Annotated in this window: 34 protein-coding genes and 2 pseudogenes; 10 read left to right on the forward strand and 26 right to left on the reverse strand. The window is 34.6% G+C overall.

The annotated features are described in order from the left end of the window. Positions 1 to 45: 45 nt before the first annotated feature. Entirely contained in the window at positions 46 to 528 is a 483-nt protein-coding gene (bsaA, locus tag ACFWDE_RS15115; protein WP_377893158.1) for a glutathione peroxidase, read from the reverse strand. Between the two features lie 224 nt (positions 529 to 752). Here bsaA and ACFWDE_RS15120 point away from each other — a divergent pair, with 224 nt between their 5' ends. From ACFWDE_RS15120 to ACFWDE_RS15135, 4 genes are all read left to right on the forward strand, one after another. Continuing rightward, complete coding sequence (locus ACFWDE_RS15120; protein WP_002148418.1) at positions 753 to 962, forward strand: DUF3925 family protein; 210 nt, start codon at positions 753 to 755, stop codon at positions 960 to 962. 96 nt (positions 963 to 1058) lie between these two features. Beyond that, positions 1059 to 2024, forward strand: coding sequence for an MBL fold metallo-hydrolase (locus ACFWDE_RS15125; RefSeq protein WP_377893159.1), 966 nt, complete (start codon positions 1059 to 1061; stop codon positions 2022 to 2024). Between the two features lie 85 nt (positions 2025 to 2109). After that, positions 2110 to 2544 (forward strand): hypothetical protein, encoded by a 435-nt coding sequence (locus ACFWDE_RS15130; RefSeq protein ID WP_377893160.1) that lies wholly within the window; start codon positions 2110 to 2112, stop codon positions 2542 to 2544. Between the two features lie 311 nt (positions 2545 to 2855). Then, entirely contained in the window at positions 2856 to 3101 is a 246-nt protein-coding gene (locus ACFWDE_RS15135) for a hypothetical protein (protein WP_375370725.1), read from the forward strand. Between the two features lie 54 nt (positions 3102 to 3155). On the opposite strand, the gene ACFWDE_RS15140 is transcribed toward ACFWDE_RS15135, so the two are convergent. Then, positions 3156 to 3836 (reverse strand): DUF3600 domain-containing protein, encoded by a 681-nt coding sequence (locus ACFWDE_RS15140; protein ID WP_377893162.1) that lies wholly within the window; start codon positions 3834 to 3836, stop codon positions 3156 to 3158. After that, positions 3833 to 4411 (reverse strand): sigma-70 family RNA polymerase sigma factor, encoded by a 579-nt coding sequence (locus tag ACFWDE_RS15145; protein ID WP_377893164.1) that lies wholly within the window; start codon positions 4409 to 4411, stop codon positions 3833 to 3835. The genes ACFWDE_RS15140 and ACFWDE_RS15145 overlap by 4 nt, the downstream gene beginning before the upstream one ends. Positions 4412 to 4618: 207 nt before the next feature. On the opposite strand from ACFWDE_RS15145, the gene ACFWDE_RS15150 reads away from it, so the two are divergent. After that, entirely contained in the window at positions 4619 to 5605 is a 987-nt protein-coding gene (locus ACFWDE_RS15150; RefSeq protein ID WP_377893165.1) for a quinone oxidoreductase family protein, read from the forward strand. A 29-nt stretch (positions 5606 to 5634) separates the two neighbouring features. After that, positions 5635 to 6273, forward strand: a complete 639-nt coding sequence (locus ACFWDE_RS15155; RefSeq protein ID WP_002148431.1) for a zinc dependent phospholipase C family protein — start codon at positions 5635 to 5637, stop codon at positions 6271 to 6273. A gap of 44 nt (positions 6274 to 6317) precedes the next feature. On the opposite strand, the gene ACFWDE_RS15160 is transcribed toward ACFWDE_RS15155, so the two are convergent. The 6 genes from ACFWDE_RS15160 to ACFWDE_RS15185 form a co-directional block, all read right to left on the reverse strand. Next, positions 6318 to 6701 carry a VOC family protein gene (locus ACFWDE_RS15160; protein ID WP_377893169.1) on the reverse strand — a complete coding sequence of 128 codons (384 nt, stop codon included), beginning with the start codon at positions 6699 to 6701 and terminating at the stop codon, positions 6318 to 6320. Positions 6702 to 6771: 70 nt separating this feature from the next. Continuing rightward, complete coding sequence (locus tag ACFWDE_RS15165; protein WP_377893170.1) at positions 6772 to 7566, reverse strand: sugar phosphate isomerase/epimerase family protein; 795 nt, start codon at positions 7564 to 7566, stop codon at positions 6772 to 6774. Positions 7567 to 7758: 192 nt separating this feature from the next. After that, positions 7759 to 8928, reverse strand: coding sequence for a DEAD/DEAH box helicase (locus tag ACFWDE_RS15170; protein ID WP_341306961.1), 1170 nt, complete (start codon positions 8926 to 8928; stop codon positions 7759 to 7761). Positions 8929 to 8947: 19 nt separating this feature from the next. Continuing rightward, positions 8948 to 9475 carry a hypothetical protein gene (locus ACFWDE_RS15175; protein WP_142395873.1) on the reverse strand — a complete coding sequence of 176 codons (528 nt, stop codon included), beginning with the start codon at positions 9473 to 9475 and terminating at the stop codon, positions 8948 to 8950. A gap of 90 nt (positions 9476 to 9565) precedes the next feature. Beyond that, positions 9566 to 11254: a formate--tetrahydrofolate ligase gene (locus tag ACFWDE_RS15180; protein WP_377893192.1), complete on the reverse strand. Its 1689-nt coding sequence runs from the start codon at positions 11252 to 11254 to the stop codon at positions 9566 to 9568. A gap of 94 nt (positions 11255 to 11348) precedes the next feature. Continuing rightward, positions 11349 to 12029 (reverse strand): class I SAM-dependent methyltransferase, encoded by a 681-nt coding sequence (locus ACFWDE_RS15185; protein ID WP_033717918.1) that lies wholly within the window; start codon positions 12027 to 12029, stop codon positions 11349 to 11351. A gap of 361 nt (positions 12030 to 12390) precedes the next feature. On the opposite strand from ACFWDE_RS15185, the gene ACFWDE_RS15190 reads away from it, so the two are divergent. Next, positions 12391 to 12729: a permease gene (locus tag ACFWDE_RS15190; protein ID WP_098775925.1), complete on the forward strand. Its 339-nt coding sequence runs from the start codon at positions 12391 to 12393 to the stop codon at positions 12727 to 12729. A gap of 30 nt (positions 12730 to 12759) precedes the next feature. Here the strand turns inward: ACFWDE_RS15190 and ACFWDE_RS15195 are convergent, their stop codons facing one another. The 4 genes from ACFWDE_RS15195 to ytfJ form a co-directional block, all read right to left on the reverse strand. After that, positions 12760 to 12972, reverse strand: coding sequence for a hypothetical protein (locus tag ACFWDE_RS15195; RefSeq protein ID WP_002012518.1), 213 nt, complete (start codon positions 12970 to 12972; stop codon positions 12760 to 12762). A 69-nt stretch (positions 12973 to 13041) separates the two neighbouring features. Next, the gene (locus ACFWDE_RS15200; protein ID WP_105586633.1) at positions 13042 to 13362 is read right to left on the reverse strand and encodes a hypothetical protein; all 321 of its coding nucleotides are present in this window, start codon (positions 13360 to 13362) and stop codon (positions 13042 to 13044) included. Between the two features lie 51 nt (positions 13363 to 13413). Next, on the reverse strand, positions 13414 to 14190 hold the full coding sequence (locus tag ACFWDE_RS15205) for a hypothetical protein (protein ID WP_002148453.1): 777 nt from the start codon (positions 14188 to 14190) through the stop codon (positions 13414 to 13416). Between the two features lie 160 nt (positions 14191 to 14350). After that, a complete protein-coding gene (gene ytfJ, locus ACFWDE_RS15210) occupies positions 14351 to 14776 on the reverse strand; it encodes a GerW family sporulation protein (RefSeq protein ID WP_070142179.1) in 426 nt (141 codons plus the stop codon). A 130-nt stretch (positions 14777 to 14906) separates the two neighbouring features. Between ytfJ and ACFWDE_RS15215 the strand changes: the two genes are divergently transcribed. The 3 genes and pseudogenes from ACFWDE_RS15215 to ACFWDE_RS15225 all read left to right on the forward strand — a co-directional run. After that, complete coding sequence (locus ACFWDE_RS15215; RefSeq protein WP_377893174.1) at positions 14907 to 15692, forward strand: GNAT family N-acetyltransferase; 786 nt, start codon at positions 14907 to 14909, stop codon at positions 15690 to 15692. 6 nt (positions 15693 to 15698) lie between these two features. Further along, positions 15699 to 15833, forward strand: a pseudogene (locus ACFWDE_RS15220) (site-specific integrase); the annotation flags it as partial. Positions 15834 to 15894: 61 nt separating this feature from the next. After that, positions 15895 to 16458 (forward strand): annotated as a pseudogene (locus ACFWDE_RS15225) (DUF3898 domain-containing protein); the annotation flags it as partial. A gap of 280 nt (positions 16459 to 16738) precedes the next feature. Here ACFWDE_RS15225 and ACFWDE_RS15230 read toward each other — a convergent pair. The 13 genes from ACFWDE_RS15230 to ACFWDE_RS15290 all read right to left on the reverse strand — a co-directional run bounded on the left by ACFWDE_RS15230 (position 16739) and on the right by ACFWDE_RS15290 (position 24303). After that, positions 16739 to 16921: a hypothetical protein gene (locus tag ACFWDE_RS15230; RefSeq protein WP_377893194.1), complete on the reverse strand. Its 183-nt coding sequence runs from the start codon at positions 16919 to 16921 to the stop codon at positions 16739 to 16741. A gap of 14 nt (positions 16922 to 16935) precedes the next feature. Beyond that, entirely contained in the window at positions 16936 to 17094 is a 159-nt protein-coding gene (locus ACFWDE_RS15235; RefSeq protein ID WP_377893196.1) for a zincin-like metallopeptidase domain-containing protein, read from the reverse strand. Between the two features lie 90 nt (positions 17095 to 17184). Continuing rightward, positions 17185 to 17703, reverse strand: coding sequence for a hypothetical protein (locus ACFWDE_RS15240; RefSeq protein ID WP_377893175.1), 519 nt, complete (start codon positions 17701 to 17703; stop codon positions 17185 to 17187). A gap of 11 nt (positions 17704 to 17714) precedes the next feature. Further along, positions 17715 to 17984 (reverse strand): hypothetical protein, encoded by a 270-nt coding sequence (locus ACFWDE_RS15245; RefSeq protein WP_377893198.1) that lies wholly within the window; start codon positions 17982 to 17984, stop codon positions 17715 to 17717. Between the two features lie 122 nt (positions 17985 to 18106). Further along, positions 18107 to 18889, reverse strand: a complete 783-nt coding sequence (locus tag ACFWDE_RS15250; protein WP_377893177.1) for a hypothetical protein — start codon at positions 18887 to 18889, stop codon at positions 18107 to 18109. 179 nt (positions 18890 to 19068) lie between these two features. Further along, a complete protein-coding gene (locus tag ACFWDE_RS15255) occupies positions 19069 to 19314 on the reverse strand; it encodes a hypothetical protein (protein WP_377893179.1) in 246 nt (81 codons plus the stop codon). 229 nt (positions 19315 to 19543) lie between these two features. Then, positions 19544 to 20077, reverse strand: coding sequence for a hypothetical protein (locus tag ACFWDE_RS15260; RefSeq protein ID WP_377893180.1), 534 nt, complete (start codon positions 20075 to 20077; stop codon positions 19544 to 19546). Positions 20078 to 20193: 116 nt separating this feature from the next. Next, positions 20194 to 20640: a DUF5085 family protein gene (locus ACFWDE_RS15265; RefSeq protein WP_132131928.1), complete on the reverse strand. Its 447-nt coding sequence runs from the start codon at positions 20638 to 20640 to the stop codon at positions 20194 to 20196. Beyond that, the gene (locus ACFWDE_RS15270) at positions 20637 to 21098 is read right to left on the reverse strand and encodes a DUF5085 family protein (protein ID WP_000701784.1); all 462 of its coding nucleotides are present in this window, start codon (positions 21096 to 21098) and stop codon (positions 20637 to 20639) included. Before ACFWDE_RS15270 ends, ACFWDE_RS15265 begins: the two co-directional genes overlap by 4 nt. Positions 21099 to 21233: 135 nt before the next feature. After that, positions 21234 to 22010 carry a hypothetical protein gene (locus tag ACFWDE_RS15275; protein WP_377893200.1) on the reverse strand — a complete coding sequence of 259 codons (777 nt, stop codon included), beginning with the start codon at positions 22008 to 22010 and terminating at the stop codon, positions 21234 to 21236. 29 nt (positions 22011 to 22039) lie between these two features. After that, entirely contained in the window at positions 22040 to 23560 is a 1521-nt protein-coding gene (locus ACFWDE_RS15280) for a T7SS effector LXG polymorphic toxin (protein WP_377893181.1), read from the reverse strand. A gap of 20 nt (positions 23561 to 23580) precedes the next feature. Continuing rightward, entirely contained in the window at positions 23581 to 23877 is a 297-nt protein-coding gene (locus ACFWDE_RS15285) for a TIGR04197 family type VII secretion effector (protein ID WP_000503886.1), read from the reverse strand. 3 nt (positions 23878 to 23880) lie between these two features. Further along, a complete protein-coding gene (locus ACFWDE_RS15290; RefSeq protein WP_377893183.1) occupies positions 23881 to 24303 on the reverse strand; it encodes a YwqH-like family protein in 423 nt (140 codons plus the stop codon). Positions 24304 to 24307 lie beyond the last annotated feature (4 nt).

Below are 24307 nucleotides of genomic sequence, written 5' to 3' on the forward strand. Positions count from 1 at the left end.
GAGGTGTTTTCTTAATAAACATAATAAAAGATAGCTAACTCCTAATTATTCCCCAAGCACCTTCTCAATCTCCACCTCTAAATCCACCGGCTTCGTCTGCGGTGCAAAACGCCCTACTACTTTCCCGTCTTTTCCGATTAGAAACTTAGTAAAGTTCCATTTTACTGCTTTCATACCGAGTAAACCTGGTGCTTGTTCTGTCATGTATGTATACAGAGGATGAGCCTTGTCACCTTTCACATCAACTTTTGCAAACATCGGGAAGTTTACACCGTAGTTCAATTCACAAAAACTAGTAATATCAGCTTCCGTTCCCGGTTCTTGTCCTCCAAATTGATTACAAGGGAAACCGAGTATTTCTAGTCCTTGGTCTTTATATTTATCATATACTTCTTGTAACCCTTTATACTGCGGTGTAAATCCACATTTACTAGCTACATTTACAATAAGAAGTGCTTTTCCTTCGTAATCTTTTAACGATTTATCTTCTCCTGTTATTGTTTTAGCTGAAAAATCATGAACTGTCATTGTTCCTACCCCTCTCTACACTATCATTCTATGTTTATACTATACTACATTCGTGAATATACAGCTTCTATTACATACTTACACGCCAAAATGATAGCGCTTTATTTACGTTCGAGAATTCGACACAAACTACTAGACTTTTATAATGGAAAGTTTTACAATTGAATTGTGAACAAAATGTGACAGTTTATATTCTATTATAATAGAAAAGGATGGTGTTCATTATGAAAACTGCACAACGTGAAACGATTTCAAATCGCGAGTTTTATTTCGTACTATATATGATGTTATTGTATGTTACTGGATGGGTAATCGATGTAAATGGTTTATTCTTAAGCTCCTACTTTAATTTAGCAGGAGAGATTATGCTTCCGATCGTTGGCGGCATTGTTGGACTTTTCATTATGTCTATTAGTAAAGGACAAACTAAATAACAACATTACAAAAAGGCAAAAGACGAGCTTTCGTTTTCTGTCTTTTTCTATTTTTAGCGTATAATAGATACATACCGTATATAAGGAGTGGTAAGTATGAAAAAAGTAGAACAATTGTCTTCTCACCTATATCTTATTGATGATTACGACTTACAACACAATGAACGAACAGGTACGTATGTTTTATTAGGTGACGATATTACTTTAATTGAAACTTGTGCGGCCCCTTCTCTTCCCTATATTTTAGACGGCTTACAGCAATTACATATTGATTTAAACGATGTAAAAAACATTATCGTTACACATGTCCATTTAGATCACGCTGGGGCAGCTGGTTTAATGATGGAAAAGTGCCCAAATGCTACTTTATATGTGCATTCTCGCGGTGCTCGTCATATGATTGATCCAACAAAACTCATTTTAGGCGCAAAAGCTGTGTACAAAGAAGATTTCGATAAACTTTTTGATCCAATTCTTCCAATTGAAGAAAAACGTGTTCATATTGTCCAAAATGATGATACATTAAAGATTTCAGAAAACCGCATCCTTACATTTTATGATACACCAGGGCATGCGAAGCACCATATTAGCATTCATGATTCATTAACAAACGGCATTTTTACTGGTGATACAATCGGAATTTATTATAGAGAGCTTGCAGACCTTGGTGTAGAGTTATATTTACCATCAACGTCCCCTTCGCAATTTCAGCCCGATGCGATGATTGCTTCTAAAAATCATATTCAAAGCATGAATGTAGATACTATTTATTTCGGTCATTACGGTGCATCATCTCATGTTACAGAAGTATATAACCAACTGGAACATTGGTTACCTATTTTCGTTAATACTGGAAATGAAGTTTTTCAAAAACATACTAATTTTGATGAGGCTACTAAGGCATTACAATCTTTACTAATGGAGAAAGTCTCCACTCATCTTACAGAACTAAACGTTCCATCAAATCATTCTGTTTATAACATTTTACATCTTGATTTAGAGATTAGCGCGATGGGAATTATTGATTACTTAACGAAGCAAACAAAATCCATAATTAACTAATAGAAAACGAAGATATATACAACGCCATTATCGTATATATCTTCGCTCCTTGAATATATTTTTTAATAAAGGATGGTGGAATAAAATGCAAAAAGTGATTCAATATCTCTGCTTTACATTATTTATCGTCTTATTATTATTTGTTGGAGTAAAAATTCAATTTTATTTAGATACAGACGCGCAGGTGAACTTTAACGTTTATCCAAGATTATTCTACTTTACACTCTTCCCTCTTTTGGTCGGCATTTTATTACGATTCCTTCAATCTATTAATCACGCAACGAGTAAACAAAACTGGAGCTTTCAGCCGGATAAATTTATTGCTATTACAGTGCCTACAATATTAATTTCCTTTTCCCCAGCTCTACTCTTTTCACCACTTGGCGAATACTTACCTTATTTAGCTAATATTATTCTTGTGAATACAACTTTCGTTACCATTATTAGTTTAATAGCTGGTTACTCGCTTTTAGATTGTTTTATACAAAAAGACAAGGAGAATAGTAAGGAATATAACTAAGTGATTTCCCACTTTCACTTTATTAAGCAAGTCAAGGTAATTCTGTCCCTGACTTGTATACAAAAGAACCTAATAATCAATTTTTAAGTGTCGTTGGTTATGGTGGTTTATTTATAAGTGCAATACTCCTTGTGAGAGTTGCTATACATGCGGTAAGGAAATTTAAGTAATAACAAAACGAGTATGAAATCGCATAGATTTTATACTCGTTTTTTATTGTTCATATATTTAATTGGTAATAGGAAATTTATGTTAAACTAAAGAAAATCGTGCGCTAAGTCAAAATACATTTCAACCAAGGGAGATTTATTATTTATAAATTAGGGGCTTTCTCGTTTCTAACATTTATCGCAAGTGTATTTTCTTTCTTTATTTTAAGAGGGCCTAATGCGAATTTATCGTTACTTATTATGATTCTCAGTATACTTTCATTCCTCGGAATTATATTTGCGATAGCATCAAAAAATTGGTTATTCGGAATACTTGGTACTGCATTAAATGGAGTAATACTGGTAGTTGTATATTTCCTATTGATAGCAAAAGGAATAGGTGGTTAATATCTTTACGCTTCAATTAAGAAAGCTCAAAGCTAAAGCTATGAGCTTTTCTACTTATCGCACCTTTTCATCTACATACTCCATAAACTGCTCCGCTTTAATAAATCTGTCTTTGTACGCCTCAGGTACTTCGTCTACTGTTATCCCACCACTTGATTTCGTTTTTACTAATACGGTTTGATATGACATTAATGCTTCCATATATTGTTCATACTCTTCTGGAGTTAACACTTCTTTACTAGATTTATGGCCATTCAATTTATCAAAATACGGTTGAAGCTCCATTTCTACCTTTTTCATTTCCTCTTTTTTAGCTGATGATAACTGATCATAATCAATATTACCGTTCGAATCTCCATACTCAAGCTTTGCATTTGTTAATTTCTTTAGTTCTGTTGTAAACTCTTCATATTCCTTCGCACCCATTTCATCTTTCGCTTGTGATAATTTTGCATTAAAACGCATATACGCTTCTAATGTCATCGCTCCGGCATGTTTTTTTAAATTCTCAAAAGATCCGTATATACCATCCGCCATAATAGATTGATAAGCAAAACCAGTCGTCGGGATTAAAAGTGCTGCTGCAAGCACTCCGGCGATAAGACGTTTCTTCCTTTTACTCCCTCCGCGCTTCATTTTTATTTGCACGATTACTTTTTCTTTTAACTCCGGCGGGGCAATAACCCCCTTCGCTTCTTCTTGTATAGATTCTCTAACTCTACAATTTAAACTCATTTCACATTCCCTACCTCTCCTAAAAAGATTTCTTCTACTTGCTCTTTTTGACGTAGTTTCTTTAATGCCGAATGAATTCTAGATTTCACAGTCCCAATTGGAATATGTAATATTTGCGCTACTTCTTCTTGGGAGTAATCGTGTAAGTATCTTAAAATAATAACTTGCTTCAGTTTATATGGTAATTTATGAATGAGTTCGATTAGTTTTTGATTTGATATTTTACTTACAACATCGTTAGAAAAATCAACTTGTACTGGTTTTCTTTGCTCTTCTGCTTTTTTTACAATACGCAGTCGCATCCACCTCTTTCTTCTATAAGAATGAATTTGTTTAATCGCAAGTCCGATTAGCCAAGGACGAAATGGCTTCTCGCTATCGTATTTACGAAGCGCTTCATATAGCTGTATGTATATTTCTTGAACGACATCATCTACATCTGTTTTATCCTCTATTAAAAAATGTGCTGTCTTATATACTTCTTGAATCGTTTTATCATACAATTCGCTATACGCTTCTTTATTGCCCGATAAAGTTAATTGGATTAAATCTATATACACTGTTTCATCCTTCATGTATCATCCCTCCTTTGTTCTACACTATATATTGGCAAGTAAATGATATTTCGTTCGATTTTTTCAAAAATTTTTTTATATACGTTAATATAATGATCTAATAACTTCATAAGATTCACTTATAACCTTGCATAACAATTATATAATTTTCCATTTCCTAATAAAGCTTTAAAATGATTTATATAGTAAAATTTAGGGGGATATATGATGAAAGCTATCGTTGTAACTTCTTTCGGTGGTCCTGAAGTGATGCAATATACAGATGTGGATATTCCAGCCATTTCAGATAATCAAGTTTTAATTCGCATTGTTGCTACTAGTGTTAATTTTGCCGATATTAAATCACGTTATGGAAAAAAAGGAAACAAGGCCTTACCTTTTATTCCAGGGATAGATGCAGCTGGTATTGTAGAACAAGTCGGTTCTCATGTAAAAAACATTTATCCTGGCCAGCGTGTCATTGCTTTTCCTCAAAACGGCTCTTACGCTGAATATGTAGTCGCAAACGAAAATCTTACTTTCATTTTACCTGATGAAGTCGGCTTTCAAACCGCCGCCGCTTGTCCTATCGTATCTTTTACAAGCTATAATTTACTTGTAAATGTTGCAAGACTTCAACAAGGTGAATCTGTTCTAATTCATGCCGCTGCTGGAGGAATTGGTACTACCGCGATTCAACTCGCAAAATTATTAGGGGCTAAAAAAGCAATCGGGACTGTCGGAAGTGAAGCAAAAAGAAAAATTGCTTTAGATGCTGGCGCTGATTATGTTATTTGTCATCAAGATGAAGATTTTGTAGAGAGGGTAACTCAGCTTACACACGGAGAAGGCGTTAATATTGTTTTAGATTCTATTTCTGGTACTGTGTCCGAAAGAAGTTTAGAATGCCTTGCTTATTACGGTCGTCTCGTCCATTTCGGCAATGCTAGCGGAGAAGTTGGTAATTTTCAAACGAAAGATTTACACGCAAGTTGCCGTTCTATACTCGGTTTCAGCTTTGGCACTACACGGAAAAAACGTCCTGAATTGCTTCAAGAAACTGCGAATCAAGTTTTCCGTTATTTACGCGATGGAAGTTTACAAATTAAAGCTACGAAATCTTTTCCTCTTCAAGATGCAGGGAAAGCACATGAATGGGTCGAAAGTAGACAAAGTACAGGGAAAGTAATACTACACGTTCAAACAGCTTCCTAAAATGAATACATGAAATAGAGGTGTTATTCATGGGATCACGAATTATGCATATCATTATCGCTAACGGTATTGCTAAGAAACTTTCTATTCAAGATAAAACTTCTTTCTTACTTGGTGGTGTAGCTCCTGATGCTGTTCATTCAAAAGAAGAAAAAGGAACTTCACATTTTTACGCTGGTACAACGAAAAACTATACAAGAAGAATAGATTACGAATCATTTATTCATAAATATGAAGAGCATATAGACTCCCCTTTTCTTTTAGGCTATTATACGCATCTCATTGCCGATGATAATTGGCTAAGTGGATTTTTTCTACCCTGGCTAAAAAACAGAATTGAGAACGACGAAACCATCGCACCTATGTACTATAACGATTTTAAATTATTGAACGCACAATTGTTGCATCATTACGATAAAGAACAACAGCTCTTTTCTCTTCTTAATCAAGAAGCTCACATTGTGGACATCGAAGAGGTTTCTAAAGAGAACGTTTTGGCTTTTCGAAAATATCTTTTTGAAGATATGCTGTACCCCGAGCAACATTTGTATGAAGACCTACAGGTTTTTACGTTTGATCAAATCGTTGGTTATATTGAGACAGCTATTGAAAAAGGGACATTTTTTATCAAACAACTCTCTAATGAAAAATCCACTTCAAACATTTAATCCCCCTCATTATATATAAGGGGGATTTTGACATAACAATATCATTATTTGTTCTTTTCCATAACCGCAAAATAATTCCCTTCACTATCAGCAAAGTTAAACACTTTACCTGAAGGCATTGTTACCATTTCGCCAACTGTAACATTTTTATTTGTTAAATCTGTATATAGTTGTTCCAGATTTTCTGAGAAGAACATTAAAGACGGTGTACCAAGATTCAATTCTGGACTCATTTTAGAAATAACTTCTTTATTATGTAGTATAATGCTCGTTTCTGCATCGTTAGTTGGAGCGATTTCAATCCATCTCATTCCTTGTTTGTTATCTTCCTCTGCAATTACATGAAACCCTACTTTTTCTGTCCAAAAATCTACTGCCTCATCTTGATTATTTACATATAACATAATTTTTCCGACTTTATGAATCATTGGTTTTCCTCCTAATGGTTTTTATATTCTATGTAGCTTTCTACAATTACTATTGTTATTCCTTTTTAATTTATATGTACTTCTTTACGAAATTGATCGACTGGCTCATTCCGTCAAGTTGGTCAAAATAATCATTTCTTTCAATCATGTTATACCCGTCGAATCCAATTTCGTCTAATGCCTTGAAGAATGTATCAAAATCCACTTCACCATTTCCTGCTGCGACTTCTATATACTTACTTGAACCATTGCTTTTTACTTCTTTACAATCTTTAATGTGTGTTTGTACTACATACTCTTTTAAGAGAAATAGACTCTCTATCAGATTTTCATTTACATCACTTATTATATTTGCTGGGTCAAAGTTAACAGCTAATCCTTTTGCGTTTATATTTTCTAAAAATCTTTTTAACACTATCGCTTTTTCAGATCCCGTCTCAATTGCGAAGACTCCCCCAAATTTAAATACTAAATCTCCTATCTCATCACAAACCCGTTCCATTTTATTATAGTACTCACTTTTTTCATCATCTGGAATTTTCCCAATATGAGCTGTTATTATCCTTGCTCCGAGTTCTAACCCCTTGTCAGTAGTATATTTAAACTGATCTATTGCACTGTCAATTTCCGTTCCTACAATTCCATTTTCTCCAAAATTAATTGCTAATGATGGAACTTTCATTCCATTAAGAGATAAACTTTCCTTTAAAGTAATCCATTCTACCTTTGAAATATTAGCTAAGTTGAAGTTCCTATTCATAGCATATAATTGAATATATTTTAAATCCCATTCCCTCGCCTTTTGTATCCCTTCGTTTACTTCAATATGTTTCGTATTTAAAAACATTCCTAATTTCCTATCCATACATGTACCTTCTTTTTATTATTTCATATCAGTTTTATATTCGGCTTTTTTATATTATTTCCTTGTACAGACTAAATGAGAAATACTTCACCTTTATCGATATTTCTTATAGTAGCGTTAATAAAACTCCCTTTATTATTCAATTACAAACAAAAAAGACGTAACTACGTATAGTTACGTCTTTCCATTTATTTATCTAGGCTTTTTCTTCCCAGTAAATGCTGGTTTCTTTTTCTTTGGTGCTGGTGGTTTCGATTCTACAAATGTTCCTTTGAACATTTCTTGTTTCGTAAACACAATACCTAATTTTTTCGCGAATTGTAGTAATTTGCGCTCTTCTTGTTCTGTTACAAGAGAAACGACTGTTCCTTCTTTGCCCATACGTCCCGTACGTCCTGAGCGGTGAATATATTGGTCTACTGTGTCTGGTAACTCTAAGTGGATTACGTGTGTTAAATCATCGATATCTAATCCACGTGCTGCAATATCAGTAGCAAGTAAAATTTCTAATTTCCCGCTGCGGAATGCACGCATCGTTGCTTCACGTTCTTGTTTGTTCGCTTCTGCGTGAAGAGCTGCTGCTTTCATTTTGCGGAATTGCAATTTCCGAGTAATTTCATCTAAGCGGAAAGGATCATTTAAAAAGGCAACTGCTCTTACATTTCCCATATGCATAACTCTTCTAATATAATCATTTTTTTCACGACGTTCACAAACGATATACGTATGTTCAACTAGGCTCTTTGCCTCTGCACGTGTTACACGAACTAATTGTGGCTCAGTTGCCAAATCACGTGCCGCCTCTTCTGCAGCTTTTGTTATTGTCGCCGAGAAGAATACTAATTGACGATCGCGCATCGTTGATTTAATTACATCAAGTACAGCACCCATCATCTTTTGTTTTACAATTTGATCGAACTCATCAAATACAATTGTTTTCACTTCATGCATCTTTAATTTTTTCATGCGAATCAATTCTAAAATACGTCCTGGTGAACCAACAATTACTCTCGGATGTTTCTTTAATTTTTCTACTTGGCGCTTAATGTCTGCACCACCAATTAAAGATGCACCTGAAATATCAGTTCCCGCTGTAAATTTTTGAACTTCTTCATGAATTTGCATAACAAGTTCACGAGTTGGCGCTACAATTACAACTTGAGCTTGTTTTACTTCAGGATTAATTTTATGTAAAAGGGGTAATAAGTACGCTAGTGTTTTTCCTGTTCCAGTTGGAGATTCAGCTATAACGTCTTGTCCTTCTAAAATAGTTGGAATCGCCTGTTTTTGAATTTCAGTAAACTCTTTAAAACCAGCCTTTTCCCAAGCTTGTTGTAAAAATGGTTGCATATCTTTTATCATTTGTTTTTCTCCTTTATCTCTATTTTTGAAGAAAATGTTGTATTGTTCGCACCGTTTCTATCATGTGTGAAATAACAGCTATTAAATCATCAACATGGTCTTCTGTAATCGCTTTTTGAAATAGAACCTCTACCTTATTATGATATGAAATCGCTTGCTTATTATATTCGTATGAAATTTTCTGCGAAATCATTCGCTCTTTTCCCCATATAGATTGCAATACAGCTTCAATTTCGCGGCATCCTACCTCTGGTTGTTCCATCGGGAACGAAAATTCCAACTTCATTTCACAACCTGGTATAAACTGAGGTACCTCTAATATTTCACCTGATAAATTCTTTGCATCAACAGATAGCGAAAATGTTGCTTCTACCAACGTTTTAAATGTTTCTGTTAGTTGAAATGAAATACTATACATACGACTTAATGAAGCAAGGTCCATCACATCTTTTCGATCTGTTACAAGAATATCACCATGTAGATCGAAATCATAGACAGCTCCTTCCACGATTACCTTTAAATTTTCAAAAGCAGTTGGATCAAACATAATTTCCTCCAAAAAACAGGCGCCTTTCGATGGAAAGGCGCCACTTGATGTATATACAGTTTACAGATAAACGGGATAAATTACAACCTTTTAGAATAAACCTACTGCTTTTCCATCTTCATTTACGTCCATTTGTAGTGCAGCTGGTTGTTTTGGAAGACCTGGCATTGTTAACATTGTTCCTGTTAACGCAACGATAAATCCTGCACCAATTGATGGTTTCAATTCGCGAATTGTAACAATAAAGTCAGATGGACGACCTAGTTTTGTTGCATCATCAGAAAGAGAATATTGTGTCTTCGCCATACATATTGGTAGGTTACTCCAGCCTTCTCCTTCAAATTGAGCTAATTGCTTACGTGCTTTCGGAGCAAATTCAATATCTTTAGCGCCGTACACTTTTTGAGCAATTGTACGAATTTTTTCTTCTAATGGTAATTCTAATTCATAAAGTGGCGCGTAGTTATTTTCACCTTTGTCAATTTCTTTTAACACTTTCTCAGCAAGGTCAACTCCGCCTTGGCCACCTTTCTCCCAAACTTCTGTTAAGGATACTGCATAGCCACGCTCATTGCACCATTCTTGTAGGTAAGCAACTTCTACATCTGTATCTGTAATAAACTTGTTAATTGCAATTACGAATGGAACACCGAAGCTTTGAATTGTTTCAACATGCTTCTGTAAGTTCTCCATACCTTTTGCTAACGCATCTACATTTTCTACTTTTAATTGATCTTTCGCCACACCACCGTGCATTTTAAGCGCACGAATAGTTGCAACAATAACTACCGCTTCTGGCTTAATACCAGCTGCACGTGCTTTAATGTCTAAAAACTTCTCAGCACCTAAATCAGCACCAAATCCAGCTTCTGTAATAACATAATCGCCTAATTTTGCTGCCATTGTTGTAGCGATAACACTATTACAACCGTGAGCGATATTCGCAAATGGTCCGCCATGAATGATAGCTGGTGTATTTTCTAACGTTTGTACTAAGTTCGGTTTTAATGCGTCTTTTAATAGTAATGTTAACGCACCTTCTACGCCTAAATCTTTAACCGTTACAGGTTGATTTGCAAAGTTATAAGCGACAACAATGCGAGATAAACGTGCTTTTAAATCTTGAATATCTGTTGCAAGGCAGAATACGGCCATAATTTCAGATGCTACTGTAATATCAAAACCGTCTTCACGTGGTACACCTTGAACTGGTCCACCAAGACCAATTACTACGTTACGAAGGGCACGATCATTTAAGTCAACACAGCGTTTCCAAACGATTTTACGCGTATCAATTCCAAGTGTGTTTCCCTGTTGGATATGATTATCAATAAACGCCGCTAATGCGTTATTGGCAGTTGTAATCGCATGAATATCTCCAGTAAAGTGAAGGTTAATGTCTTCCATTGGTACTACTTGAGAATAACCGCCACCTGCTGCTCCGCCTTTTAATCCCATTGTTGGTCCAAGAGATGGTTCGCGAAGTGCAATTACTGTTTTCTTACCAATTTTATTAAAAGCTTGACCTAAACCAACTGTTACTGTTGATTTACCTTCTCCTGCTGGAGTTGGGTTAATCGCTGTTACTAAAACAACTTTACCGTCTTTCTCATCTTGTAAACGCTTAAAAATATCAAGAGATAACTTGCCTTTATAATGTCCGTATGGCTCTAGTTCTTCTTCTAAAATATTTAAATTAGCTGCAATTTCTTGAATCTTCTTCATACTTGCTTCTTGTGCGATTTCAATATCAGATTTAACTGTTGTAGTAGTTGTCATATACCCTAGTCCCCCTTTAATTGGTTCTGATGATATTGTATCAGTTTTTTGTATTTTCTGCACTTATTTACCTCCTAAAAGTTCTTTGATTTCGTTATACGTTTTTTAACATAAATACCCATAAGAACGTTAACGATTGTTGTAACTCTGTAGGTAGTTGACCTAACATCTTCTCATTTACTCCACGCTTATATACGCCGGTACCATCTACAACTTCAAATCCTTGTTCTTTTGCTAACTGTTCAAATTCCCAAGGCATCATCGTATTGCAAACAACGTCTTTTCCGTATAGGCGAGGATAACTGTTCTCTCTCGGTTTTGCTGTCGGTCCTAAAATTGCAATACATGCGTATCCATCTTTCTTTAAAACACGCTTTATTTCATTTAATGCTTGCAATGGCTCCTCGGTCCATTCTAAAGAATTAATTGCCATAATTGCTTCAAATTTCTCATTTTCAAATGGTAATGAAGAAAGATCACCTTTTATAAAAGATAAGTTTGGACCTTCTCCGCGTTCCTTACCCTTTTGAATCATAACTTCCGATAAGTCCACCCCAACCGCTTTGTACCCAGTAAGACTTAATTTATATGTACCATACCCATCACCACAGCCAACATCTAACACTTGTACTTCTTTTTCCACGTACTGCTCAAAAAATGGAATGATTGTACTCCTGCTCCCACTATCCCACATTTCTTGACTATTTTGATTCCAAAACTCTGCATTGTTATCCCATTTTTTCTCTGCCGATTCATGCCAATTAAACTTCGTCATACATTCCCCTACCTTCACGTATTATCCTTCATTTCATTCTACATCATGTTCCAAAATTCCTGTTTATCTTCATAAGGAGATAAAGTGAAACCTTTAATCAGTGGGGGGTTTTTGTTCGTCCCCCATTGATTATTAGCCGGCACCAATCGTGCTTTTACGGGCAGCCTGACTCCCACCTAACTTCTTTGCTCCAGCCGAATTTTGAGGTGGGAGTCTTACTACCCGCAAATAGCGGGATGAACAAGATAACAACGGAATCTATTTTCTCCAATTTTTGCTTTACTTGGGTTTAACTCATACTCATGTTCTGTTCCTTATGAAAGATACTATAGATACACCCAATTGAAAGAGAGGGATGTACATGCGAAGAAAGAGAAATCATCATTTTAAAAGTGGTGAAAAAAAAGAAGAGTATGCAGCTGAAATATCTCCAGCTGGTATTCCGATTAGACATGAGCGCAAAGAAATTGCAAATGAAATAGAAGGTACAAATACCGGTGCAATGATAGGCTATGTCGCATTATTTCTTTCGTTATTCTCCATTGCTTTTTATCCTGTTACACTCGGCTCCCTTGCTATTTTAGTTGGCTTATTAGCTGTCAATTTTGGAGCGAGAACACTTGGATATACCGCAATTGGTTTTGGCAGTTTTTCTGTTTTATTCACTTTACTCTATCCGCTTGCTTTATCAGCGTTTTAAAAAAAACACACCAAGTTATACTTGGTGTGTTCATTCATGATACAACATGATATGACCGCATCCACAACAATGCTTCGCTGTAATTTCTTGAAAAACTGGATAATTTTCTTCATCTCTATGCTCAATAAACACCTTTTCAAATCGGTACATGTTTGGCGCATATGCCCAATCTTGTTTCGTACGCGCATATAATGTTGAAGAAAAAAACTCCTCACCACCACAAACGATACATCCCTTTTTCATCAATACCCCTCCTATGCTTGTCTTACTTCATCTATATGAACATAAGCATAAAAAAAAGACCTTCTATTACTAGAAAGTCTTCTCTGAAACAAAAAGAAATGTACCGAATATACCTACTCCGCTATATTCTTTCGTAACACCAGCTTCTGTTTTATACGTTTGCTTTACAGTCATAAAGAAAACACCATTTCGTGCATCAATACTTTCAAACTGTAATTTCTCTTTTTTTCCATCTACATTTTGCGTGCATTCAAAGCTACTCTCGTCACATTTCAATGCATACTTATCCTCTAAATACAATTTAAAATCTGATTCTTTCGGACAAGTTATAAGTAATATCGCCACGAGAATAATACTTACAATACCCACAATTGTATAATATTTCTTCATTTGTTCTCCTTTCAAAAGACAAGAAAACTTGACTTCATGCGCCAAGTTTTCTTAGTCTACAACCCATTGCCACTCTTGTTCTTTCTTATCAAAAATGAGCCAACCCGTTTCTGTTGCTTCCGCTTTCAATTCATCAATATTATCTAGTACCTCATCCGTACTTTCGAATGATCCTACTACATATACCGGAATTTCAAGACCTCTTCTCGACTCAATTTTCCCCGCTAAATCAATGTATAACCCATCTTCCATTAACGGCATAAGCCCAAGGATAACTTCCTTTGAAATTGCTGGGAAAATTTTTGATTTTTGGAAGAAAGTAAAACGTTTCTTACCGAAAGCACCGAGTTTATAAGGAATGACTTTACTTAGCATTCCTATAAAATCACCGATTCTACGGTAATACACTTTGTTGTACCAACCGTCATCATGTGAAAAATAAACAAATCTATTTTTCAACAACGGAAAGAATGTTCTTGCAAGTGGTTCTTTTTTATGAGCCAAATATAAAAGCTCTGCAATTTCTTTTGGCTCTAGTTCATCTAAATCGCTTGCATCATCAAAATCTACCCAACAAAATTCATCAAATTCATCAATCTCTGCTTGAATGAGTTTATGTATGTTTTCTTCCTCGACATATTCAAATAAAGTATGATAATGAAAATCTGTCCACTCAAAATTATGCTTTAAAAGCAATACTTGGTGAAGTGGTGAAGGGATGTTACTTGCAAACTCTTTAAACGTAATTCCTGATGTAATAAAACAATGACCCCGACGATTACCATTAATATATATCATATTTTTTACTTGGTCAGATCCTCCAGACAAAGCACCTAGCCACCTTCGTTTTATATGTTTCAATTCTATAGCATATTTTAACATGAAAAATTTTAGAAACATAGAAAAAACTTCAAAAACTATTTACAATTTCATGTGTTTTATTACATACTGATTACAAGAAAAAACGCCTGCTCATAAGCAGGCGTTTTTAAAGGATATCATCTGGATTTTGAGGGTGATGATTCCCCTCTTTTTTTTCATCTTTTTGGAACATCGATTGAATTTTATCGATTGTTTGTGGAGCTAATTCAATTATTTTTTCCGCTAAATGTGTCGCATTTTGTAAATGAAGAATATTTACCCCATCTTTATTCACGACTAGAAATGCTACTGGTGTAATTGAAACACCACCCGCACTACCGCCACCAAATGCAGGTGTACCGTTCGCTCTTTGTCCATCATTTGTCTGGAAGTCAGATCCTCCAGCTCCAAAACCGAACGCCACTTTAGAAACCGTTAACACTACACCACCGTCAGCCGTTTGAACAGGCTCTCCAACAATCGTATTTACATCGACCATTTCCTTCAAATTTTCCATTGCTGCTTTCATTAATCCTTGAATTGGATGATCCACCGTTCATAACCTCCTTTGTCATATCTTTCCTAGTTTTTCCGAAACTTTGTGAACTAAACATAAAATTTTATATTGATTTCAAAAATAAAAAGTTATAATATTTAGAAAAATAAAAAGAGGTCGGTTTACTATGCTCAAAAAATTAACTCAAAATGATCATGAACAAGTACTTTCTTTTCTAAAAGAAGAAGCAGCAATGAATTTATTTATTATTGGAGATATTGAAGCTTTCGGTTATGATACAGCTTTTCAAGAATTATGGGGAACATTCAAAGAGAACGGGACATTAAAATCAATTTTACTCCGCTTCCACGATACATTTATACCGTATAGTAAAGGAGAGTTTATGGTCGCTGACTATGAGGCACTTCTTTCCGTATATAAGCCGCTTAAACTCTCTGGCAAGTCAAACATTGTAGAAAGATTCGAAACTGCTCCAAGTATACAACTAGGTGCCAAAAATGAAATGTATTTTTGCGAATGTCCAGATAACAACAACTTACCTAGCACGCCTGTTCAAGAAACAATTAAACTTGCCTCACTAGATGATGTAGAGCTAATTATGCAATTACGAAATAACATCGCTGAATTCCCAGCTGCTAATAAATCAGAGAAAATGTTAAGGCAAGCTATTGAAACAAATACAGGACGTACATACTATATTGAAAAAGACGGCGCAATCATCGCATCCGCCTCAACTTCCGCTGAAAATTCATTATCCGCAATGGTAGTTGGTGTATGTACACACCCGAATTATCGCGGGAATGGATATGCTTCGCTCATATTACAAAAAATGATTCAAGACTTTACGAAAGAAGGCCGAACACTTTGCTTATTTTATAACAATCCAGCTGCTGGACGAATTTATAAACGATTAGGGTTTAAAGATATCGGGATGTGGACGATGTATCGATAAGCTTTTTCTGTAAACTTGAAATTAATCGCTGATCGTTTAGGCCATTCCGATATCGAAACGACACTTAATACGTACAGTCACGGTCTTCCTGACATGCAAAAATCTGTCTCGGAAAAACTCGATAATATCATGAATATTTAAGCGGAATGTTGCCACGTCTAGTGTATCGTGCTATAAACGATGATAATACATGAATTAACGTATATCACATAAATACATGCCAGAAGAAGGAATCGTGGAAGTAGGTGAACTAAAAATCCACCAAGCATCACACGTTCGCTACTTTGAGGATTTCTTAAAATCCGTCGAATACGGGCGTTCCATGCCTGAAATTATGAAAACACAAGTAATGGATATGGTATACGACCAAATTGAAGACGTGTTTGAAGAAGGTACAGAAGAACGGGAACAATTCGACCAAGCGATGGAAGTATGGGCTGCGAGCCCAAAGCGTGAAATTATGGAGCATTTCACAACAGAAGAAGTTATGGAAGCTACAGCACAAATTGTGGAGCATACCCCTGAGATAGAATTAAAACTAAAGGCAGACCATATTTCTGTGAAGGCTTTGCTTGCAGATTTTGGAGACCAGATTCATATTGCGAAAGTTAATGATAAATATGTATTGATGATTGAGGCGGATACGCTTACGTTTGAAAAAGGTTTCTCTCCTATTGAGTTTTTGAAGCCTGATGAACTTCAGGATGTGATTGAGCGGATTGAGAAGAAGCAGCAATACGGATATAGTATAGAAGAAGGTAATTAAGGGTATGGAAATCAATTTTGAACGCTTTCCTTGTAAAAAAATCCCCTTTACCAATAAAAGAGAGTGCTTGTCATACATTCACACACTCTCTTTTTATAATGTTTCTAGTTCAAAATTGACTTCCTTTCTATACATTACATGTTTAAAACTACATCCGATATTTTACCAACTTCAAAGCCTTTTCAATCCTATAAACGTATATTTACATTTTATTTTCCCGATATACAAGTAACCGCTATACAGAATACAACACGATCTGTACTTGCTTTCTCTCTTTATTTTAACCCTTGCACTTAGCAGGAAAAAGCCCTGACCATTTCGTACCCGCTTCGTTATAGCTAACTCCTAAAATATAATCTACTGCTTTCTGTGCTTGACTGGCTGCTTTAACGATTACTGTTTTATCATCTCTTAAATCTCGTAACCAAGACTGTATATAAGCCGCTGAGTTATCAAATGTTATATCTACGAACCCTGCTAACCAGTTAACATACTCGCTCCAATTTCAGCAACCAATTCCTCTTCTGAATATTCTTCTGAGCCAAAATTGACTGTCGCTGAAGTGATTCCGTCTCTCTTTAATCTGCTGGAATGGCCTGTTGAATGAATAAATTCATGAAATAAAGTGCTATAAATCCTTCAACTTTCGGGAAGTCCTTCATGGGAGGTACATTTATATGGTCCATAGCAGGCTGATAAAATGCCCCTTAATCAACCATATTACAATTACCTCCCAAACTTATACTTCTGTATGACTAAGTCTCTATCTTCATATCTAGGGTCTAACTTAACTTCACCTTTGTACTCAATGATTCGTACCTTGTCAGTCGGATATACCTTATCGTAAAGTTCCTGTTTCACCCATATCTTTTTCATTTTGTTATTGTCAAACAACTCTAAAGTAGGGTGTTTCAATATGATATACTCTTCTTCAATGTGCTTCCCAAGAACCATAACCTCTTTTGCTTTGCCGTTTTTAACTAATTCATCGTTTTGATACCCCTCTATAACTGACAAGACCAAACAGAATAAGACGAAAATACCTACATACATCCAAGCCTTCTTCCTTCTCTTTTTCTTGTATGCTTCAAGTTTCATGATATACTCTTCAAGTTCATACTCTGTAAACTCTTTCACAGATGAATCTAAGTAGTAGGTTTTTCCAAACTTTGTACTCTTAAATACAACATAGTCGTCTACATACTCTGGGTCTTTCTCTAAGTTTATGAATTTCTTTTCACTCATAACATACCCCTTTATTTGTTTCCTATTATCACTACCCCAACTAAGATGAAAACAATAACACTTATAACCACAAGAGTTGCCTTTTTACTTAACTTTCTCCTAGAACCTTCTAATACTGCCCATATAATAAGTGGGAAAAGAAGAATACCAAGGAGAATGTCAACAAACTTGTTACTCTGCTCCTCTTTCGGTTTCTCTTCTTTTCCAATGCGTTCTACCCTATTTGGTACTTTTTCTACGTGTATTGAATTCTTCTTTTTCTTACGTCTATGTTTTACTATTCATACCCCTTACTTTGAATCGTAGTTGTCCTTTATTAATACTTCTTTTATATTCCACATTCAGGCTTTTCACCCTCTATACAGTTTAAATAATACTCATACACTTAAATTCTATTTAACTCTTATTTACTTTTCGTTTTGGATTTTTTATTTCGCTTTCGAAATCTCCCACGCATTCTCTCATTCTCTTCCCACGTCATATTAAATGACTTGGATTTGAATCTACAGTACACCAATATTTGGAATTCTACCGCTCCAATGGCTACTGTATACAGTAAAACAATACCTACCGCATAAAGAACTAAAACATCGATTCCATAATCATTATGAAAACATATCAAAATAAGCAGGATTAGCTCATATATTGTAGCCCACTTCATCACATCTCCTTTTCTTTTACTAAAAAATGTGATGGCTCTTTCATCCATACTAAACGCACCTTCACTCGCTTGTTTAAATGTATCAATTGTTGCTACAATATGGACAATGACTGCTCCTAAAAATAATAGCCCTACACAAATTAAAGTCATTCGATCAATTGAATAGTCAGTCATTCCAGGAAGAACTACCGCTGTAAATGTTATTGTACCTAATTGAAATGCATATAATAATACAACGAGCGTTTGTAACTTTTGAAATTTAAAACGAGCTTTTGGAAATAAATATAGTATTAAAAAAATTAGTTGAAGGCTGTACAATACAAGCTCCATACTAACAATTACTTTCTCAAACGGTTTTGAATAGTAATCCCACCCTGTTTTAATTAATGCTAAAAAAATAAAAAACATCACTAATGAATCAAAAATTATCGTTCCTAGCATAAACCCTGTTGCACCCTCAGGACTTAAACGCCTCCTACATGTCATTCGAAATCCATCTAAATCTCCCTCTTGTATATTCCACATCCAATTGTCCCACCTTTAACTACAGTCACTTAACTCATGTCGATTAAAAATAAAAACCTCCTCATTTTAACGAAAAGAGAAGATTTTCTTGCTGTTATACATTCATGCCATATTCAAAACTTTCCCTCTTGAAATAACGTATTATAGTTAATCTTTAAAATTTTATTTTCACTATTAATTTAGCCATTTGTACTTTTCTTAAAAAATACCAAATATGCAAATAATGACGAGATTAAGAGGAATACACCCGCTCCTATACCCTCATATATTTTAAAATAAACAGCAGCGATTATCACAAATATTGACATTATTATTATTAGAATCATTGTATATTTCATTATAAATTCTAACGCTTTATAGATAGATACTATTGTCCTTTCAAAAAAACTTTTCTCTGTTTTCAAACCATTTCGATCCTTATTCAAATTAACAGCCTCCTCTCTTTACAAATTAACTTTTGAATAAATTTCACCCTTCAAAATAGCAACTAAGCGAACTATAGAACGTAACTACTACCAATACAGAATGATCCAACTGAAAATCACATGTCGAAATATTAAGTTAATTATATATAGATTTGAGGACGAAAAACCTCCTCATTCTAAAGAGAAGAGAAGGTTTTATTTATGTCACATCCCCATATACTATTCAAAACTATCTCTTTTGCAATGCTTCATTATGTTCCTTTATCTTATCGCTCAATGTTTTAAACTCTAACATCCACTCTGATATTTTTTCAATTTCCTTATCAGTGGACTTTTTCCTATATATAAAACCAATCACTTTAATATCGGAAAACGTTGAATCTCTTACCTCTTCATCTACTGATTCAAATTGAATAATTGCTTTCGTCGTGTTTGATACTTCGACAAGAATCTCATATACGTCAAAGTAAAAAATCATGCGAAATAAACTTACATTACTTACGGATAAAACTTTTGAAATTTCTCTCATAAGTTTAGGATATCTGGAATCTTCCATTCCTTCTTTCACAAATCCAGAACGTAAAGTATCATTAATCATTTCAACAGTACTTTCAGCAGATATTATTTCATCAAGCATTCCACCAGTTATTATACATTCGGATGCTGAAGCTTTACTCAATATTTTTTGTTTAACTATCTCGTCATTTCTCTCTTTACAATCTTGCTGAAAGTACACTTTTCTTTCTCTAGAAAATAAACCCATACATCCCCCTCACTTTTCAAAACAAAAATAACACTCGGATTTTATAGAATAAAACCATCCACATATTATTATTTCTATGAAACTTTCTTTTCCCTATAGATCACAAGCTTAAAATATTATTCTTCATTAAATACAGCAATCTTCACTTCAACATACTGTAAAGACTCATCACCGCTAAACACATGATAAATTGGCGAGGCTAAATTCAGATTATTATCCTCCATATACTGAAGCATTTCACCATATACCTGCTCTGTTAATTTTTCATAATCTCCCGTATATCGTTTCATGAGCATCTCATCAACATAATAATAGCTCCTAAATTGAAGTGTTTCTGATGCTGGAATTTTATCTTCATTTACTGGCATGAATAATTCAACGTACATATTTTCATCAGATGGTATATTTTTCAAAGCATAAAACATCGGACCTTTTACTGTTAAATTCGCTGTTGCAATTTCTGACATAAAATGTTCAATTGCTTCTTCCATATCTTCGTAATGAAAATAGTATTCTTTCGAAACAACATTTGTATATGCAATACTTTGTCCTTCAATTATCATTTTATTGTTTCACCTACTTCTATAATAGGAGCATAAATATCTAGCCACATGTCACCGTATACGTCTAAACATACGTGATAAAAACCGTTATCTAATTTAATATGATGCTGTTCTGCAAACTCATGTATTAAATTATAAGCCTCCTCAATATCACCATCTTCATCAGTAAATCGAACACTTAATGCCTCTTCAATAATTAATCCATCAACGTATTCATATGCAGAATTCTCTCCTAATTTTACACGTTCATTTACTGGAACAGAATACGTATATTCACCGTACTCTGGTTCATTTTCCAATGGCTGATATTTAAAAAGAACGGGGCCTACTGCATATATTCCATTATGAACAACTTGATTTCTCAGTGCGATAGCAGGTAATAACCAATCTTCTTTTTTTACAATTTGAGTAATACTAATTAAATTTAAAAGTGATAATGCTTTATATTGAATTTTCATAATACCTACTCCTTTTACTATACTTTCTCTTGGCTATATTTTTTATGCTTCTTCAAATGTCACTTACGCTCTCCTTCATATCACTTCCACATTATGGTAAATGGCGAACATTTAAACCTACTATACTCATTTCCTTTACGCCTTACGTTTTGATTTACCTTTTTTATTTTTCTTTTGATATCTTGGAGACTCTCTTTTATGTTGCTCCCACGATATGTTAAATGAAGGGAATTTAAATCTGCAATACGCTAATAGCTGAAATTCAGCTGCACCGATGGCTATCGTATACATTAAAACAGTACCTATTACATATCCAATAAAAGTATCAAACGCATAATCATTATGAAAATAAATCAAAATAAGAAGGATTAATGCGTATATTGAAGCAACTTTCATCATAGTTCCTTTTGTTTTACTAAAAAAGGACGCGGATCTTTCATCCATACTAAACGCACCTTCACTTGCCTGTTTAAACGTATCAATCGTTGTCACAATATGAACAACAACTGCTCCTAAAAATAACAATCCTGCATACAGTAATGTAATCTGGTCAATTGAATTATTAGCCATTTTAGTGCCAATCAAAACTACGAGTAATATTATTGCCATTTGAAATGCATTTAATAATACGACAAGTGTTTGTAGCTTTTGAAATTTAAATTGAGCTTTTGGAAATAAATATAGAATGAAAAAAATTACTTGCAGAGCATATAACAACACTTCCAGCTTAACAATTCCTATATTAAGGAGAACCATACAGTAATCCCAATCACCTGATACAATAATAGAAAAAACGGCTATTGAACTATAAAGTATTCCTCCAAACATAAAACCCGCAGCACCTTCAGGGCTTAAACGATATTTACATGTCATTCTAAATTTGTCTAAATCTTCTTCTTTTATATTCCACATCACCTATATGCACCTCTCGTGTAGTCTAATTACCAAAATACAGATTTAAGTTTCTCTCCTATTTTAAATTTTTCTTCTATCTTTTTAGTTACATTTTTAACTCCTTTTTTAGCATAATCAATGGCATTGTCTTTCCCATTCAATTTGTAATTCAGTAGCCATGTAGCACCAACTGCAACACCAGCCCCAACAACAGTACCAAGCGGCGGAAGGAAAAACGATCCTGCTACAGCACCAGCGGCCATCGCTCCAGCATTTGCTCCAATATCTACAGCTGAATCTGTTGCTATATCCACTACATCTTTTAACTGCCAACCACCTTTTCTATCATCTACACCTTCCTTAGCATCTACAATATTACTTCCAACTGACACAACCGCCCCAAAAATACCTGCTCCTTTCAATAATTTCCCTGTCTTACCAAGACCTCGAAACGCTTCCTTCCATTTCATAGGATTTAGATCCTTTAAGCCGTCTGCCCAAGCAGCTTTAAATGAACTCAGTCCTTTTTTCCCAATCACGGTAGGCAATCCTTTGTTCTCCCAGTCCATCTGAAAATCCGCGTAATTTTGAAACTCTGGTAATTTATAAATATTTCTGCGTGCCTTTTTTATTTGTTCCTTTGTTGTTTTCAAATCTTCGAATTTAAATTCAAATTTATCCTTAATATACTTGGCTAAAACATCATCTTTATTATCCATTATAAGTATTCTTTCTGCTAAAACCATATCTTCTTTCTTAGGAGTTGATAATTTAAATGCCCCTCTACCTTTGCGGCCTTTAGGATCAAAAAGGACTTCAAAACCCAATTTCTTTGTAACATGATGCCAGCGTATGTAGGCATTTAAAGCAGCCTTAGCTCCCTTATTCCCAATATCAAATTTAGTCATAGCATCAGTCGTTCCCTTAATGATATTTCCAATTGATGTGTCAGCTAAAAGCTTCTCTATTGAAGAACTAGAGAAATTCCCTTTATTCACTTTTATTTGTTTCATTCCCTCATCTATTTTACGCATTAATTCATCAAACTCTTGCAGGTCACTTTGCTTACTATTATAAGTCTCTAATTTTTCTAATGTATCACTGATTTCTTTTTGGCTTTTTACAGCGCCTTCAGTGATGCTTGATGATGATGGATATTGAATTGCGACGATGTCACTAATCGTACCTACTGTTTTTTTTGCCTCTTCATTAGAGTGGCTGAATCCCTCACTATATCCATTAACTTTTTTCTTTACATCATCCAAATAACTTCCATGAATTTTTGCATCTGCATCACTGTCAACCTCACTGTTAAACTCCTCTATTGCTTTTTGAAATTGACTTTTTAACATTTCCGTTGTAACTGTAAATCCAGTGATAACAGCTCCATGAACTGTAGATAAATGATTCTTAATAGTATCAGCAGCTTTCCCTTGAAAAGAGTTAATTTGTTTAAAATCCTCTATTTTTTGCTGCAATGTTTCCAAATGTTGATTTAACTCTTCAGCATTTGAATTAAAGCGATCTTGAAGTTCTTTTACTTCTTGTAACTCTATGATTTTGCTCATATTTTCTCCCTCCTATCCCTTTACATAGCACGGTGAGCTGAACTGTCTTTCAAATCTTTTCCAAGCTTTTCATCTTGCTGAACCATTTCTTGTCCTGTTTGCTGAATTCTACTAATATCTTTTTGTAGTATTTGTTCATATTGCTGCACTTTTTTCGATAACTTTTCAATCGCTTCACAATATTTTTTCAGTTTACTTAAATTCGTACGATGTAACTGCATACCATTAAATTTAGTCTTACCTAAATCACTAGCACCACTTTTCAAATCACTTACTTTCGCATCAAATACCCCTTTATTTAATTTAATTTCCCCCATTTATCATTTCCCCGCCTTCTGTACTTCTACTTGAATACTAACGTCAACCATTGAAACACTTCTACTTAAAGAAAGAATACTAGACTCACATGTAGCGATTTCTCTTTCAAGCCGCCGTATGGCTTGATCGATGTCTTCTTGAACTCTCCCTAGTTCTCCGATAAACTTCCCTAAATTCGAAATGACTTGTTGTTCATATGTTTCTTTAAAAGTAGTTGCTCTTTGCCCTTTCCAACTACTCTCGTTTATTTCTAAAGACTTAAACTGCTCTTGATTTTGTTTAATTGATTCAAGATTATTTACAAATTTCCCTTTAGCAGTTGTTAGCCTTCGTAGTTTCATTTGTAATTCAGCCAATTGCCCTTGTTGATGACTTATACTACTTAACAAACCAGATTTTTGACTATTTAATTCCTCTATCCCCATGCAA

It is taken from the genome of Bacillus sp. NPDC060175 (genome assembly GCF_042728695.1).
Taxonomy (GTDB): Bacteria; Bacillota; Bacilli; order Bacillales; family Bacillaceae_G; genus Bacillus_A.